The 14,446-nt window shown below is 65.4% G+C and carries 13 protein-coding genes and 1 tRNA gene; 10 read left to right on the forward strand and 4 right to left on the reverse strand.

Features of this window, described 5'->3' with window-relative positions; all coding sequences use genetic code 11:
* Window positions 1–12: 12 nt before the first annotated feature.
* Window positions 13–1,065 (reverse strand): UDP-N-acetylmuramate dehydrogenase, encoded by a 1,053-nt coding sequence (murB, locus tag AC3A6Y_RS14370; RefSeq protein ID WP_487868889.1) that lies wholly within the window; start codon window positions 1,063–1,065, stop codon window positions 13–15.
* Window positions 1,066–1,109: 44 nt separating this feature from the next.
* Here murB and AC3A6Y_RS14375 point away from each other — a divergent pair, with 44 nt between their 5' ends.
* Both AC3A6Y_RS14375 and AC3A6Y_RS14380 read left to right on the forward strand, forming a co-directional pair.
* Window positions 1,110–1,595 carry a YajQ family cyclic di-GMP-binding protein gene (locus tag AC3A6Y_RS14375; RefSeq protein WP_309963848.1) on the forward strand — a complete coding sequence of 162 codons (486 nt, stop codon included), beginning with the start codon at window positions 1,110–1,112 and terminating at the stop codon, window positions 1,593–1,595.
* 186 nt (window positions 1,596–1,781) lie between these two features.
* Entirely contained in the window at window positions 1,782–2,357 is a 576-nt protein-coding gene (locus AC3A6Y_RS14380) for a retropepsin-like aspartic protease family protein (protein ID WP_487869057.1), read from the forward strand.
* On the opposite strand, the gene AC3A6Y_RS14385 is transcribed toward AC3A6Y_RS14380, so the two are convergent.
* The 3 genes from AC3A6Y_RS14385 to AC3A6Y_RS14395 all read right to left on the reverse strand — a co-directional run bounded on the left by AC3A6Y_RS14385 (window position 2,354) and on the right by AC3A6Y_RS14395 (window position 4,525).
* The gene (locus tag AC3A6Y_RS14385) at window positions 2,354–2,707 is read right to left on the reverse strand and encodes a RidA family protein (RefSeq protein WP_487868890.1); all 354 of its coding nucleotides are present in this window, start codon (window positions 2,705–2,707) and stop codon (window positions 2,354–2,356) included. The genes AC3A6Y_RS14380 and AC3A6Y_RS14385 overlap by 4 nt on opposite strands.
* Window positions 2,708–2,721: 14 nt before the next feature.
* Window positions 2,722–3,357 (reverse strand): glycerol-3-phosphate 1-O-acyltransferase PlsY, encoded by a 636-nt coding sequence (plsY, locus tag AC3A6Y_RS14390; protein WP_487868891.1) that lies wholly within the window; start codon window positions 3,355–3,357, stop codon window positions 2,722–2,724.
* A 106-nt stretch (window positions 3,358–3,463) separates the two neighbouring features.
* Window positions 3,464–4,525, reverse strand: coding sequence for an aldo/keto reductase (locus tag AC3A6Y_RS14395; protein WP_487868892.1), 1,062 nt, complete (start codon window positions 4,523–4,525; stop codon window positions 3,464–3,466).
* Window positions 4,526–4,610: 85 nt separating this feature from the next.
* Here AC3A6Y_RS14395 and AC3A6Y_RS14400 point away from each other — a divergent pair, with 85 nt between their 5' ends.
* From AC3A6Y_RS14400 to AC3A6Y_RS14435, 8 genes are all read left to right on the forward strand, one after another.
* The gene (locus AC3A6Y_RS14400) at window positions 4,611–5,543 is read left to right on the forward strand and encodes an alpha/beta fold hydrolase (protein WP_487868893.1); all 933 of its coding nucleotides are present in this window, start codon (window positions 4,611–4,613) and stop codon (window positions 5,541–5,543) included.
* 56 nt (window positions 5,544–5,599) lie between these two features.
* Window positions 5,600–6,704, forward strand: a protein-coding gene (prfB, locus tag AC3A6Y_RS14405; protein WP_487868894.1) for a peptide chain release factor 2 whose coding sequence is annotated in 2 segments (ribosomal slippage) — window positions 5,600–5,680 and window positions 5,682–6,704 — 1,104 coding nt in all. Because the reading frame shifts where the segments join, the coding sequence is not laid out codon by codon here.
* Window positions 6,705–6,743: 39 nt separating this feature from the next.
* Window positions 6,744–9,437 (forward strand): aminopeptidase N, encoded by a 2,694-nt coding sequence (pepN, locus tag AC3A6Y_RS14410; RefSeq protein ID WP_487868895.1) that lies wholly within the window; start codon window positions 6,744–6,746, stop codon window positions 9,435–9,437.
* 27 nt (window positions 9,438–9,464) lie between these two features.
* Complete coding sequence (locus tag AC3A6Y_RS14415) at window positions 9,465–10,472, forward strand: class 1 fructose-bisphosphatase (protein ID WP_487868896.1); 1,008 nt, start codon at window positions 9,465–9,467, stop codon at window positions 10,470–10,472.
* Window positions 10,473–10,483: 11 nt separating this feature from the next.
* Window positions 10,484–10,559: transfer RNA gene (locus AC3A6Y_RS14420), tRNA-Thr, on the forward strand.
* Window positions 10,560–10,741: 182 nt separating this feature from the next.
* Window positions 10,742–12,484, forward strand: a complete 1,743-nt coding sequence (locus AC3A6Y_RS14425; RefSeq protein WP_487868897.1) for a type I restriction-modification system subunit M — start codon at window positions 10,742–10,744, stop codon at window positions 12,482–12,484.
* A complete protein-coding gene (locus AC3A6Y_RS14430; RefSeq protein WP_487868898.1) occupies window positions 12,481–13,776 on the forward strand; it encodes a restriction endonuclease subunit S in 1,296 nt (431 codons plus the stop codon). The genes AC3A6Y_RS14425 and AC3A6Y_RS14430 overlap by 4 nt, the downstream gene beginning before the upstream one ends.
* A gap of 4 nt (window positions 13,777–13,780) precedes the next feature.
* Window positions 13,781–14,446, forward strand: coding sequence for a hypothetical protein (locus tag AC3A6Y_RS14435; RefSeq protein WP_487868899.1), 666 nt, complete (start codon window positions 13,781–13,783; stop codon window positions 14,444–14,446).

Genomic DNA, 14,446 nt, shown 5'->3' on the forward strand with positions numbered 1-14,446 from the left:
GCAGCAGCTCCGTCACACGACCACGGGTTCCGGCTCCAGCCGGATGCCGAAGCGCTCGTACACGCTGGTCTGGATGGCCTTGGCCAGGGTCATGACCTCGCCGCCGGTCGCCGGGTGCGCCGGGCCGCCGCGGTTGACCAGCACCAGCGCCTGCTTCTCGTAGACGCCGGCATTGCCGACGGTCTTGCCCTTCCAGCCGCAGGCGTCGATCAGCCAGCCGGCGGCCAGCTTGATGCTGCCGTCCGCCATCGGGTAGTGCACGATCTTCGGGTCGCGCGCGATGATGTCGGCGCATTGCTCCGGGGTGACGGTGGGGTTCTTGAAGAAGCTGCCGGCATTGCCGAGCACCCGCCAGTCCGGCAGCTTGGCACTGCGGATGGCGCAGATCCAGTCGAAGATCTCGGTCGGGCTGGGCGTGGAGTTGCCGGTCTCGGCCATCTTGCGCTCCAGGTCCAGGTAGCCCAGCACCGGCTTCCAGGGCCGCGGCAGCCGGAAGCGCACCCGCGTGATCAGCGCCCGGCCCGCCAGGCCGAAGCCGTTGACGCCGCCGGCCGCGTGCTTGAAGACCGAGTCGCGGTAACCGAAGGCACACTGCGCCGCATCGAGGGTGAAGGCGCGGCCGGTCGCGAGGTCGATGGCGTCGAGCGAATCGAAGCGGTCCTGCAGTTCGACCCCGTAGGCGCCGATGTTCTGCACCGGCGCGCCGCCCACGGTGCCCGGGATGAGCGCCATGTTCTCCAGGCCGGGCAAGCCTTGATCGAGCATCCAGCGCACCGTGTCGTGCCAGACCTCGCCGGCACCCGCCTCGATCACCCAGGCGCGCGGCGTCTCCTCGACCAACCGGCGCCCCTTGATCTCCACCTTGAGCACCAGCGGCTTGACGTCGCCGGTCAGCACGATGTTGCTGCCGCCGCCGAGCACGAACTTGGGTGCGCCGCCCCAGGCCTGGTCGGCCAGCAGCGCGGCCACGTCGGCCTCGCTCGCGATGCGCACCAGGTGCTGGGCGCGCGCGACGATGCCGAAGCTGTTGTGCTGCTGAAGCGGTACGTTGTGCTCCACGATCATGGGAGAATTGTCGCATTCACACCGTGTGATTCAGAGGAGAGTCCATGCCGTCTTTCGATACCGTCTGCGAACCCAACCTGCCCGAAGTCAAGAATGCCGTGGAAAACACGGCCAAGGAAATCGGCACGCGCTTCGACTTCAAGGGAACCGCGGCTTCGGTCGAGCTCAAGGAGAAGGAAATCACGCTGGTCGGCGATGCCGAATTCCAGCTCGTGCAGGTGGAGGACATCCTGCGCAACAAGCTGACCAAGCGCAGCGTCGACGTGCGCTTTCTCGACAAGGGCGATGTGCAGAAGATCGGCGGCGACAAGGTCAAGCAGGTGATCAAGGTCAAGAGCGGGATCGAGAGCGAGACCGCCAAGAAGATCCAGCGCCTGATCAAAGACAGCAAGCTCAAGGTGCAGGCCGCGATCCAGGGCGATGCGGTGCGGGTGACCGGCGCCAAGCGCGACGACCTTCAGGCCGCGATGGCGCTGATCAAGAAGGACGTGCCGGACATGCCGCTGTCCTTCAACAACTTCCGCGATTGAATGGACCACCCCCAGGCTCGCCCACTTCGTGTGGCCGCCAACCCCCTCGCCGGCGGCAACACCGACGGCCCGGCAAAGCCGGTTCCGTGGCGTTCCCCCAAAAATCCCGGGGCAAGACGACTCGCGCGCCTGGCCATTGCAATCACGAGCCTGGCCGTCTGTGCGGGTAGCTATGCCCAGTCCGTGATGCTCACCGGCACCATCGGCAGCCGCGCCATCCTGATCGTCGACGGCAGCGCGCCCAAGACGGTGGCGGTGGGCGAGACCTTCCAGGGCGTCAAGCTGCTGTCGATGGCGGCCGAGCAGGCCACGGTGGAAGCCGGCGGCAAGCGCGTGGCGCTGCGGATGGACCAGCCCGTCAGCATCGGCGGCAACGGCGGCGGCGGTGGCGGCGGTACGCGCATCGTGCTGCCGGTCTCGAGCGGCGGGCACTTCGTGACGCAGGGGGCGATCAACGGGCGCAGCGTCAATTTCATGCTCGATACCGGCGCCACCACCGTCGCACTCTCGGCGGCGGACGCGCAGCGCATCGGGCTCGATTTCAGCAAGGGACAGCCGGTGCGCGTCAACACCGCCAATGGCGTCGCCCAGGGCTGGCGGGTGCGGCTGAACTCCGTGCGGGTGGGCGACGTCGAGGTCTACGAGGTCGAGGCCATCGTGTCGCAGCAGCCCATGCCCTACGTGCTGCTGGGCAACAGCTTCATCAGCCGCTTCTCGATGCGGCGCGATAGCGACCAGATGGTCCTGGAAAAGCGCTTCTAGGCCGCAGCCGCGGTCACGACGATCTCGATCTTGTAGGCCGCATTGGCCATTGCCGCCTGCACCGTGGCGCGCGGCGGCGTGTTGCCGGCGGGAATCCAGGCATCCCACACTTCGTTCATCGCCGTGATGTCGCCGATGTCGGCCAGGAAGATCTGCGTCATCAGGATGCGCGCCTTGTCGCTGCCGGCCTCGGCCAGCAGGCGGTCGACCATCGCCAGCACCTGCGCGGTCTGGCCGCGGATGTCCTGCGTGGTGTCGTCGGGCACCTGGCCCGCGAGGTAGATGGTGCCGTTGTGGATCGCCATCTCGGAGAGGCGCGGACCGACGTGGAAGCGTTGAAGTTGGGCCATGGTTGCCTTGTTTCTCAAGTGTTGGCTTTGGAGCCCAGCCGGGACTCCGTGCCGGCCGCGAGCCGGCGTATGTTTTCCCGATGCCGCCAGATCAGCAACAGGCTGATCGCGATCAGGGCGAGCAGCACCTCGCGGGTGAGCGGCCAGGCGATGCCGCCGCCGATCAGGTAGTAGGCCGGCGCGAAGAAGGCGGCCACGATCGAGGCCAGCGAGGAATAGCGAAAGAAGACCGCGATGATCAGCCAGGTGGTGCCGGTGGCAAGCCCCAGCAGCCACTCGATGCCGAGCAGCGCGCCGGCCGCCGTGGCCACCCCCTTGCCGCCCTGGAAGCCGAAGAAGATCGGATAGAGATGCCCCAGGAAGGCCGCCAGGCCGGCCAGCGCTGCGGTTCCCGCCCCCAGGCCATAGGGCTCGCCCAGGTGATGGATCAGGAAGACCGGCAGCCAGCCCTTGACCCCATCCAGCAGCAGTGTCGCCAGCGCGGCGCCCTTGTTGCCCGAGCGCAGCACATTGGTCGCGCCCGGGTTCTTGCTGCCGTAGCTGCGCGGGTCGGACATGCCCAGCGCCTTGCTGACGATGATGGCAAAGGACAACGAGCCCAGCAGATAGGACAGGACGATCGCAATCAACGAAGGCAGGTAGGAACTCACGGTATCTCCAGACGGGTCATGCGGCCGAGGGGCCGCCGGACCGGCCGGCTATTCTGCCAGCGCGCACTGCACCGTTTCGCGCCGAGCAGCCGCACGCAGGCCCGACTCAAATCGCGGGGTCGCGCATCTCCCAGCGCAACTTGTCGACTTCGGCCAGCACGTCGGGCGGCAACCGCTTGTCCCAGCTGTCGAGGTCCTCCTCGAGCTGGGCCAGCGAGGTCACGCCGATGATGGTGCTCGCCACCTGCCACTTGCTGTGGCAGAAAGCCAGCGCGAAGTGCGTGGGCGTCATGCCGATCGCGCGCGCCAGCGCGTTGTAGCGGCGCGCGGCCTCGAAAGACTCGGGCCGGCCCCAGCGCTGCTTGCGCACCGACTCGTAGCGCGCGATGCGCGCGCCCTTCGGCGCTCCGGGCCCGGTGATGCCGCTCTCGTCGTACTTGCCGGTCAGGAGGCCGAAGCCCAGCGGCGAATAGGCCAGCAGCGAGACGCCGAGCCGGTGCAGGGTCTCGTCCAGGCCGTTCTCGACGCCGCGGCTCAGCAGGTTGTAGACGTTCTGCACCGTCGCCACGCGCGGCAGGCCATGCTGCTCGGCCAGCCGCACGAACTCGTGCACGCCGTAGGGCGTCTCGTTCGACAGGCCGATGGCGCGCACCTTGCCCGCCTTCACCAGGCCGGCCAGCGCCTCGAGCTGCTCGTGGATCGGCGTGCGCGAGGTCTCGCGCGCCGGGTCGTAATACATGTTGCCGAAGGCCGGCACATGGCGCTCGGGCCAGTGGATCTGGTACAGGTCGATCACATCCGTCTTCAGGCGGCGGAGGCTGCCCTCGCAGGAGGCCGCGATGTCGGCCGCCGTCATCCCGCTGCCTTCGCGCACCCAGGGCATGCCGCGCGAGGGGCCGGCCACCTTGGTGGCGAGCACGATCTTGCCGCGCACCCCGGGGTTCTTCTCGAACCAGTTGCCGATGATGGTCTCGGTCGCGCCGAAGGTTTCCGCGCGGGCCGGCACGGCGTACATCTCGGCCGTGTCGATGAAGTCGATGCCGCGCTCGAGGGCGCGGTGGAGGATGGCGTGTGCGGTGGGCTCGTCCACCTGCTCGCCGAAAGTCATGGTGCCGAGGCAGACCGGCGTGACGCGCAGATCGCTCTGCCCGAGTTGGATTTTTTGCATGCGAGGATGCTAGCGACTACCGCGCCGGCCTGCTGTCCGCCGGCGGACTGCGCGGCCCGGCCCTCCTCCGTATCATCGATCGGCCATGTACCAATCCCTCCGCCCCTCCCGCAGCGAGTTCGTTCCCATCCGCAACCTGCGCTACCACGTCCGCCTCTGGGGGACGCCGTCGCCGGCGCGCCCTCCCCTGGTGCTGCTGCACGGCTGGATGGACGTGGCCGCCTCCTGGCAGTTCGTGGTCGACGCCCTCGCCGAGGAGCGCCAGGTGATCGCCCCCGACTGGCGCGGCTTCGGCCTGACCGATGGCGGCGCGGTCGACAATTACTGGCTGCCCGACTACCTGGCCGACCTCGACTGGCTGCTCGACCACTATGCCGGCGACACGCCCGTCGACCTGGTCGGCCACAGCATGGGCGGCAATATCGCGATGCAGTACGGCGGGGTGCGGCCGACGCGGGTGCACCGCCTGGTCAACCTCGAGGGCTTCGGCATGGCGCCCCTGCAGCCCGCCGAGGCGCCCGGGCGCTACGGCAAGTGGATCGACCAGCTCAAGCGCCTGCACCGCGGCGAGATGGCACTGGCCAGCTACTCCGGACCGGAGGGCGTCGCGCGGCGGCTGATGAAGACCAACCCGCGCCTCTCGCAGGACAAGGCCGACTGGCTGGCCGGCCACTGGTCGGTGGCGCGCTCCCAGGCCGAAGGCGGCGAGCGCTGGGAGATCCTTGGCGACCCGGCGCACAAGATCATCAACGCCAACCTGTTCCGCGTCGACGAGGCGCTGGCGCTCTACGCCGCCATCGCCGCCCCGGTGTTGGCGGTGGTGGCTTCGGACGACAGCCTGGACCACTGGTGGAAGGGTCGCTACACCCTGGCCGACTTCCAGGAGCGCCTGAAATCGGTGCGCGACGTGCGCATGGAACGGGTGGAGGATGCGGGCCACATGCTGCACCACGACCAGCCGGCCCGCGTGGCGGCGCTGATCGAGGCATTCCTTGACGCCGGCAGGGCCGGCCGATAGGCCTGGCCGGGCGTGAGAAAATCCCCGGTTTTCCCCGAACACCGTCAGGATTCCCCATGGATGCAGAGCAAATCAATCAAATCGGCGCAACCCTCGCGGACCTGAGCGCCCGGACCGTCGACCTACGGAGGTATCTTTGACTACGATGCCAAAGCCGAACGTCTGAGGACGGTCAACGCATCGCTCGAAGATCCCGCGGTCTGGAACGACCCGAAGAAGGCCCAGGAATTGGGCAAGGAGAAGAAAGCGCTCGACGACGTGGTCGTCACGCTCGACCGGCTCACCAGCGGGCTTTCGGACAGCACCGAGCTCTACGAGATGTCGAAGGAGGAAGGCGACATGGATGGCCTGCAGGCCATCGCCGATGACGCCGCCTCGCTCGAAGAAGACATCAAGCAGCTCGAGTTCCGCCGGATGTTCAACAATCCGGCCGATCCGCTCAACGCTTTCATCGACATCCAGGCCGGCGCCGGCGGCACCGAGGCCTGCGACTGGGCCAGCATGCTGCTGCGCCAGTACCTGAAGTACGCCGAGCGCAAGGGCTTCAAGACCCAGATCGAGGACGAGACGCCCGGCGACACGGCCGGCATCAAGGGCGCCACCATCAAGGTCGAGGGCGACTACGCCTTCGGCCTGCTGCGCACCGAGACCGGCGTCCACCGCCTGGTGCGCAAGTCGCCCTTCGACTCCTCGGGCGGGCGCCATACCAGCTTCGCCAGCATCTTCGTCTACCCCGAGATCGACGACTCGATCGAGATCGAGATCAACCCCGCCGACGTGCGCACCGACACCTACCGCGCCAGCGGCGCCGGCGGCCAGCACATCAACAAGACCGACTCGGCGGTGCGCCTCACGCACATTCCGACGGGCATCGTGGTGCAGTGCCAGGACGGCCGCAGCCAGCACAGCAACCGCGACGTGGCCTGGAAGCGCCTGCGCTCGCGCCTGTACGACCACGAGATGCGCAAGCGCCAGGAAGAGCAGCAGAAGCTGGAGGACAGCAAGACCGACGTCGGCTGGGGCCACCAGATCCGCAGCTACGTGCTGGACAACAGCCGCATCAAGGACCTGCGCACCAACGTCGAGATCTCCGCCACGCAAAAGGTGCTCGACGGCGACCTCGATGCCTTCATCGAGGCCTCGCTCAAGCAAGGCGTCTGATGCAGGCAGCACAACACCAAAATTCCCAGGAGACTCTCGATGCACCTGCGTGATGCCCAAGCCGAGCCCGTGGCGATCCGCCGCGAGGACTACCGTGCTCCCGCCTACTGGATCGACACCGTCGACCTGACCTTCGACCTGGACCCGGCCAAGACGCGCGTGCTCAACCGCATGCGGCTGCGGCGCAACCCGGACTTTGCGCCCGAGCCGCTGCGCCTGGACGGCGACGAGCTCAACCTTGCGCGCGTGCTCGTCGACGGCCAGGGCGCCTCCTTCCGCATGGAAGCCGACCAGCTGGTGATCGACAACCTGCCCGACGCCTTCGAGCTCGAGCTCTTCACCACCTGCGCGCCCGCCAAGAACACCAAGCTCATGGGCTTGTTCGTGAGCGAGGACACCTTCTTCACCCAGTGCGAGGCCGAGGGCTTCCGTCGCATCACCTATTTCCTCGACCGTCCCGACGTGATGGCGAGCTACACGGTGACCCTCCGCGCAGCCAAGTCCGCCTACCCCGTGCTGCTGTCGAACGGCAACCTGGTCGAGCAGGGCGAGCTGCCCGAGGGCCGCCACTACGCCAAGTGGGTCGATCCCTTCCGCAAGCCCAGCTACCTGTTCGCGCTGGTGGCCGGCAAGCTGGTGGCGCGCGAGCAGCGCATCAGGGCGCGCAACGGCAAGGAGCACCTGCTGCAGGTCTACGTGCGCGCCGGCGACCTCGACAAGACCGAGCACGCCATGGCCTCGCTGGTCAACTCCGTGACCTGGGACGAAGCACGCTTCGGCCTGCCGCTGGACCTGGACCGCTTCATGATCGTCGCCACCAGCGACTTCAACATGGGCGCGATGGAGAACAAGGGCCTGAACATCTTCAACACGAAGTACGTTCTGGCCAACCAGGCCACCGCCACCGATGCCGACTACAGCAACATCGAGAGCGTGGTCGGCCACGAGTACTTCCACAACTGGAGCGGCGACCGCGTGACCTGCCGCGACTGGTTCCAGCTCTCGCTGAAGGAAGGCCTCACGGTATTTCGCGATCAGGAGTTCAGCCAGGACCTGTGCGCCGAGCCTTCCGCCCGCGCGGTCAAGCGCATCGAAGACGTGCGGGTGCTGCGCACCGCCCAGTTTCCCGAAGACGCGGGCCCGATGGCGCACCCGGTGCGGCCCGACAGCTACATCGAGATCAGCAACTTCTACACCGTCACCATCTACGAGAAGGGTGCCGAGGTGGTGCGCATGATGCAGACGCTGGTCGGCCGCCAGGGCTTCGCGCGCGGCATCACGCTGTACTTCGAGCGCCACGACGGCCAGGCCGTGACCTGCGACGACTTCGCGCAGGCCATCGCCGATGCCAACCCCGACTCCGAGCTGGCGCGCCTCCTGCCCCAGTTCAAGCGCTGGTACGGCCAGGCCGGCACGCCTCGCCTCGCGGCGCGCGGCGTGTACGACGCGGCGCAGCGCACCTACACCCTGAGCTTCGTGCAGAGCTGCCCGCCGACGCCGGGCCAGCCCTTCAAGGAACCTTTCGTGATCCCGGTCAACCTCGGCCTGCTCGGACCCGACGGGCGCGAGCTGGCGTTGCAGCTGGCCGGCGACGAAGCTCCGACCGGTGGCACGCGCACCCTCGTGCTCACGCGTGCGGACGAGGAGTTCACCTTCGTCAATGTCGACGCCGAGCCGGTGCCTTCGATCCTGCGCGGCTTCAGCGCCCCGGTGATCCTCGAATACGACTACAGCGATGCCCAGCTGCTCGCGCTGCTGGCCCACGACACCGATCCCTTCAACCGCTGGGAGGCCGCCCAGCGGCTGGCGCTGCGCGCCGCGATCCGCGCGATCCATGCGCCGGTCGTGGGCGCGAACGAAGCGCCGCTCGACGACGCCTACCTGCAGGCCATGCGCCGCGTGCTGCGCGACCCCGCACTCGATGCCGCCTTCAAGGAACTGGTGCTCACGCTGCCCTCGGAAACCTACATCGCCGAGCAGCTGGAGGTGGTCGATCCGCAGCGCGTGCACCTCGTGCGAGAGGCCATGCGCGCCCAGCTCGCCGCCGGCCTCTTCGCCGACTGGGAGCAGGCTTACGAGCAACACCGCGAGACCGGGCCTTACAGCCCCGACCCGCGCTCCTCCGGCCGCCGTGCCCTGGCCGGTCTCGCACTGTCCTACCTCTGCCTGGCCGCGCGCGCCACGGGCGACGCGGTCTGGCCGGGCAAGACGCTGCAGCGCTTCAAGGACGCGGGCAACATGACCGACCGCTTCAACGCGCTGCACGCACTGGTGTCCTCCGGCCACGCGCTGGCGGCACAGGCCCTCGCGCGCTTTCACGCGATCTTCAAGAACGAGGCGCTGGTCATCGACAAGTGGTTCTCGTTGCAGGCCGGCGCGCCCGACCGCGGCGGCGACATCCTGCCGCTGGTCAAACAGCTGATGAAGCACCCCGACTTCTCGCTCAAGAACCCGAACCGCGCGCGCAGCGTGATCTTCAGCTACTGCAACGCCAACCCGGGTGCGCTGCACCGCCCCGATGCCGCGGGATACGTGTTCTGGAGCGAGCGCGTGATCGAGCTCGATGCCATCAACCCGCAAGTCGCCGCCCGGCTCGCCCGCGCACTCGACCGCTGGAGCAAGTTGGCGGAGCCCTACCGCAGCGCCGCGCGCGAAGCCATCATGCGCGTCGCCGCCAAGCCCGATCTCAGCAAGGACACGCACGAGGTAGTCACCCGCGCGCTGGCTGCATAAACAACAATCCCCATCTGGAGTCACTGAATGCCCAAGAGCATTTCTCTCACCCGTTACCTGATCGAACAGCAGCGCGCCGACGGCCTCATCCCGGGCCAGTTGCGGCTGTTGCTCGAAGTGGTGGCGCGCGCCTGCAAGGGCATCAGCCAGGCCGTCAACAAGGGCGCCCTGGGCAACGTGCTCGGCTCGGCCGAGAGCGAGAACGTGCAGGGTGAGGTCCAGAAGAAGCTCGACATCATCGCCAACGAGGTGCTGATCGAGGCCAACGAATGGGGCGGCCACCTCGCGGCCATGGCCAGCGAGGAGATGGACAGCATCTACGTGGTGCCCAACCGCTATCCGCAGGGCGAGTACCTGCTGCTGTTCGACCCGCTGGACGGCTCGAGCAACATCGACGTCAACGTCAGCATCGGCACCATCTTCAGCGTTTTGAAGAAGCCCGAAGGCTCCCCCGGCGTGCAGGAATCCGACTTCCTGCAGGCCGGCAGCAAGCAGGTGGCGGCAGGCTACTGCATCTACGGCCCGCAGACCACGCTGGTGCTGACAGTGGGCAATGGCGTCGCGATGTTCACGCTGGACCGCGAGCAGGGTTCCTTCATGCTCACGCAGGAGGACATCCGGATTCCGGCGGACACCAAGGAATTCGCCGTCAACATGAGCAACATGCGGCATTGGGATGCGCCGGTGAAGCGCTACATCGACGAATGCCTGGCCGGCAAGGATGGCCCCCGCGGCAAGGACTTCAACATGCGCTGGATCGCCAGCATGGTGGCCGACGTGCATCGCATCCTGATGCGCGGCGGCGTCTTCCTGTACCCCTGGGACAAGCGCGAGCCCGAGAAGGCCGGCAAGCTTCGCCTGATGTATGAGGCCAATCCCATGAGCTGGCTGGTCGAGCAGGCCGGCGGCGCCGCGACGAACGGACGCCAGCGCATTCTCGACCTGGAGCCGGGCAAGCTGCACGAGCGGGTGGCTGTGGTTTTGGGATCGAGGAACGAGGTCGAGCGGCTGACGGGCTATCACGAGCCGCTATAATCGCGGGCTTAGCCGGTGTAGCTCAGTTGGTAGAGCAGCTCATTCGTAATGAGAAGGTCGGGTGTTCGATTCATCTCTCCGGCACCAATACAGATAAGGCCCTGATGCTATCGTTTTGATAGCGTCAGGGCCTTTTTCTTTGGCGATGTAACGGCCGATGTAAGAGGATTTTTTGCGGCGCCCCTCGCTTCGAGTGATTCACCTTACCGTCCGCGCGACGCTTGCCTCGTAGACTCCCACGGGCATACAGAAACCCGCTTCCTACAAGAATGAATCAGCAAGCCCTCTCTTCGTTCATCTGGTCCGTCGCCGACCTCCTCCGCGGCGACTACAAGCAATCCGACTACGGCAAGGTCATCCTGCCCTTCACGGTTCTCCGGCGCCTCGACTGCGTGCTGGACCCGACCAAACCCGCGGTTCTGGAGCAGAACACCAGAAGACTGAAGGAAGGGCTCAATCCAGAGCCGTTCTTACTGCGCGAGGCCGGCCATACCTTCTACAACACGTCGCCGATGGACATGAAGGTGCTGCTCGGCGACGCGGACCACATCGCCCAGAACCTCTACAGCTATATCCAGGGCTTCTCGCCCGCCGTGCGCGACGTGTTCGAGCGTTTCGAGTTCCAGGCCCAGATCGATCGCTTGTCCAAGGCCAAGTTGCTGTACCAAGTGGCCGAAAAGTTCGCCAACATCGACCTGCACCCCGACCGCGTGAGCAACGCGCAGATGGGTCACGTGTTCGAGGAGTTGATCCGCAAGTTCGCGGAACTGAGCAACGAAACGGCCGGGGAGCACTTCACACCCCGCGAAGTCATACGCCTCATGGTGAACCTGATCTTCATTGAGGACGATGAGATTTTGAGCAAGCCGGGCGTCGTGCGCACCATCTACGACCCGACGGCCGGCACCGGCGGCATGTTGACGCTGGCCGGCGAGTACCTGGCCGAGCACAACCCACAAGCCCGTCTCACCGTGTCGGGCCAGGAACTCAACCCCGAGTCCTACGCGATCTGCAAGGCCGACATGCTGATCAAGGGCCAGGACGTGGCGAACATCGCCTTCGGCAACACCCTGAGCGACGACGGCCACGCGCACAAGCGCTTCGATTACATGCTGTCGAACCCGCCCTTCGGCGTCGAGTGGAAGAAGGTCGAAAAGGAAGTTCGGAAGGAGCACGAGCAGCAGGGCTTCAACGGCCGTTTCGGCCCCGGCCTCCCACGGGTGTCGGACGGCTCAATGCTGTTCCTGCTGCACCTGCTGTCCAAGATGCGCCCGGCGGCCGAGGGTGGTAGCCGATTCGGCATCGTGCTCAACGGCTCACCCCTGTTCACCGGCGGCGCAGGCAGCGGCGAGAGCGACATCCGCCGCTACGTGCTGGAGAATGACCTGTGCGAGGCCATCGTCGGCCTGCCGACGGACATGTTCTACAACACCGGCATCAGCACCTACGTGTGGATCGTCAGCAACCGCAAGCCAGCGGCGCGCAAGGGCAAGGTGCAACTGATCGACGCGTCGGGCTACTGGCAGAAGATGCGCAAGAGCCTCGGGTCCAAGCGCAGGGAACTGAGCGACGACCACATCGACCGGATCACACGCCTGTTCGGTGATTTCGTGGAAGCCGAGCAGGACGGCAAGCCGATCAGCCGCATCTTCAAGAACGAAGACTTCGGCTACCGCACGATCACCGTGGAGCGTCCGCTGCGCGATGCCGATGGCAAGCCAGTGCTCGGTGAGCGCGGCAAGCTCAAGGGCAAGCCGCAATCCGATTCCGCGCTGCGCGACACCGAGAATGTGCCGCTCGGCGAAGATGTAGAAGCGTACTTCAAGCGCGAGGTGCTGCCCCATGCGCCAGATGCGTGGATCGACCACGACAAGACCAAGGTGGGCTACGAGATTCCGTTCAACCGGTACTTCTACGTGTTCCAACCGCCGCGGCCATTGGCGGACATCGATGCCGAGCTCAAACTGACCACGGACCGCATCCTTGAAATGATTAAGGGGCTCACGGCATGAGCTTTCCGCGGTACCCAGAGTACAAGGACAGCGGGATCGCATGGCTGGGGGAGATACCGACGAGTTGGGTTGCGCCATCCCTGTACATGCGCTACTCGTCTGAACTTGGAAAGATGCTTGATGGTTCGAAAATCACAGGCAACCATCTAGTTCCGTACGTGCGCAACGTTGATGTCCAGTGGGGCATGATCAACCTCGACGACCTGCCTGTAATGGACATCCGGGAGGACGAATATGACCGCTACACAATCAAGGCAGGGGACCTGCTCGTTTGTGAGGGCGGCGAGGTTGGCAGAGCGGCTGTGGTACCTGCTCTGGATGATGCTGTTGGCTTCCAAAAAGCTCTCCATCGCCTCCGCGCACTAGAAGCAGACGAGAACACGACGTTCATGTATTTCACGCTCTTGTGGGCGGCAAAGACGGGTGTTTTTGATCTCGGCGGATCGTCCACGATTGCGCATCTAACGGGCGAGCAACTGCGCAAGTTTCGACTTCCCAAACCACCAGTCACGGACCAAGTTGCCATCGCAGCCTTCCTCGACCGCGAAACCGCCAAGATCGATGCGCTGGTCTCCGAGCAGCAAAAGCTCATCGCGCTACTCAAGGAGAAGCGCCAGGGCGTCATTTCCCATGCCGTAACCAAGGGGCTTGATCCGACGGTGCCGATGAAGGACTCCGGAGCGCAGTGGCTGGGGAAGGTGCCGAAGCATTGGGGGATGGTCCGGCTCCGCGTTCTGTTTCGACAGGAAAAGAGACAAAACCAAGATGGGAAGTCCGTACTATCCGTCTATCGCGACTACGGAGTGATCTTGAAGGATTCGCGTGACGACAACATGAATAAGACGCCTGAGGATTTGAGCGCTTATCAACTCGTGAATCCCGGTGATCTCGTCGTAAACAAGATGAAGGCGTGGCAAGGATCTCTCGGCATCTCTGATCTGGAAGGAATAACAAGCCCCGACTATGTCGTATTCACTCCCCGCCATCGAGAGTTTCCGCCCTTTCTACACCTGCTTCTCCGATCTCAACGAATGGTCACCGTCTACCGCAGCATTTCGAACGGCATCAGACCGGCGCAATGGAGGTTGGAGCCAGACTCGTTTCTTGGTCTCCCAGTTTTTCTACCTCCAGAGCAAGAGCAGCGGGATATAGTCGCATGCATTGCCGATCAAACTGCTCGCTTTGATCTTCTCGCTGCCGAGGCTGAACGCACCATTGACTTGTTGCAAGAGCGCCGTACTGCCCTGATCTCCGCCTCCGTCACCGGTAAGATCAAAGTCACCGCCGATTGACGCGATGACCGGCGCCGCCCTTCTGACCGTCGTCGAGGTTCCCAAAGAAGACCGCGTGCTTTGCGCCGCATGCGGTCATTCGGTCTATCGTCGCATCCATGTTGTTCAGGACGGTGCCGGACTCAGGGTGCTCGGATCGGACTGCTTCAAGCAACTCTACGGCCATCTCGACCAAGGCGCATCAACGCCGCGTTATGGCACTTCCGAAGGCCGCGCGCTGACCGAGGCCGAGCGTCAGATGCTCGTGGACAACACGCAGCGCTTCATCGATCAGTTGGAAGTCGAGCGCCTTCAACTGGAGCAGCAGGAGCTTCGTCGGCGAGCGATCGAACAACAAGAAGCCGCCCAACGCCACGCAGCCGATCGTCAGCGGCTCGCCGCGCAGAGAGCTACACACCGGCGGCGCCTTCGTTTTCCTGACTGGCTGGCGGAATTGACGCCTGCTGAGCGCGAAGGTTTCGAGCGCGCTCGCCGGCAGGTCAGTGACGCCATGCGCGTCAAATACAGCATCGACCCCGAGCTGTCCGGCTGGGTCGGCATGCTCAACCATGAGGCCCGCACAGCGTTCGAGTTGCAGCTCGCAGCGCCATCGACCGCAACAGACGGGCCACCATCACAATCAGGTGACTTGTTCGGGGGGCCGAACACCACCGCACCAGAGTCCGAATAG

The sequence above is a fragment of the Variovorax sp. Soil_C_17 genome (genome assembly GCF_057657265.1).

Coding starts and splice junctions, on each gene's coding strand:
- murB (WP_487868889.1), bottom strand. CDS start 1,065: ATGATCGTGGAGCACAACGTACCGCTTCAGCAGCACAACAGCTTCGGC.
- AC3A6Y_RS14375 (WP_309963848.1), top strand. CDS start 1,110: ATGCCGTCTTTCGATACCGTCTGCGAACCCAACCTGCCCGAAGTCAAG.
- AC3A6Y_RS14380 (WP_487869057.1), top strand. CDS start 1,782: ATGCTCACCGGCACCATCGGCAGCCGCGCCATCCTGATCGTCGACGGC.
- AC3A6Y_RS14385 (WP_487868890.1), bottom strand. CDS start 2,707: ATGGCCCAACTTCAACGCTTCCACGTCGGTCCGCGCCTCTCCGAGATG.
- AC3A6Y_RS14395 (WP_487868892.1), bottom strand. CDS start 4,525: ATGCAAAAAATCCAACTCGGGCAGAGCGATCTGCGCGTCACGCCGGTC.
- AC3A6Y_RS14400 (WP_487868893.1), top strand. CDS start 4,611: ATGTACCAATCCCTCCGCCCCTCCCGCAGCGAGTTCGTTCCCATCCGC.
- pepN (WP_487868895.1), top strand. CDS start 6,744: ATGCACCTGCGTGATGCCCAAGCCGAGCCCGTGGCGATCCGCCGCGAG.
- AC3A6Y_RS14415 (WP_487868896.1), top strand. CDS start 9,465: ATGCCCAAGAGCATTTCTCTCACCCGTTACCTGATCGAACAGCAGCGC.
- AC3A6Y_RS14425 (WP_487868897.1), top strand. CDS start 10,742: ATGAATCAGCAAGCCCTCTCTTCGTTCATCTGGTCCGTCGCCGACCTC.
- AC3A6Y_RS14430 (WP_487868898.1), top strand. CDS start 12,481: ATGAGCTTTCCGCGGTACCCAGAGTACAAGGACAGCGGGATCGCATGG.
- AC3A6Y_RS14435 (WP_487868899.1), top strand. CDS start 13,781: ATGACCGGCGCCGCCCTTCTGACCGTCGTCGAGGTTCCCAAAGAAGAC.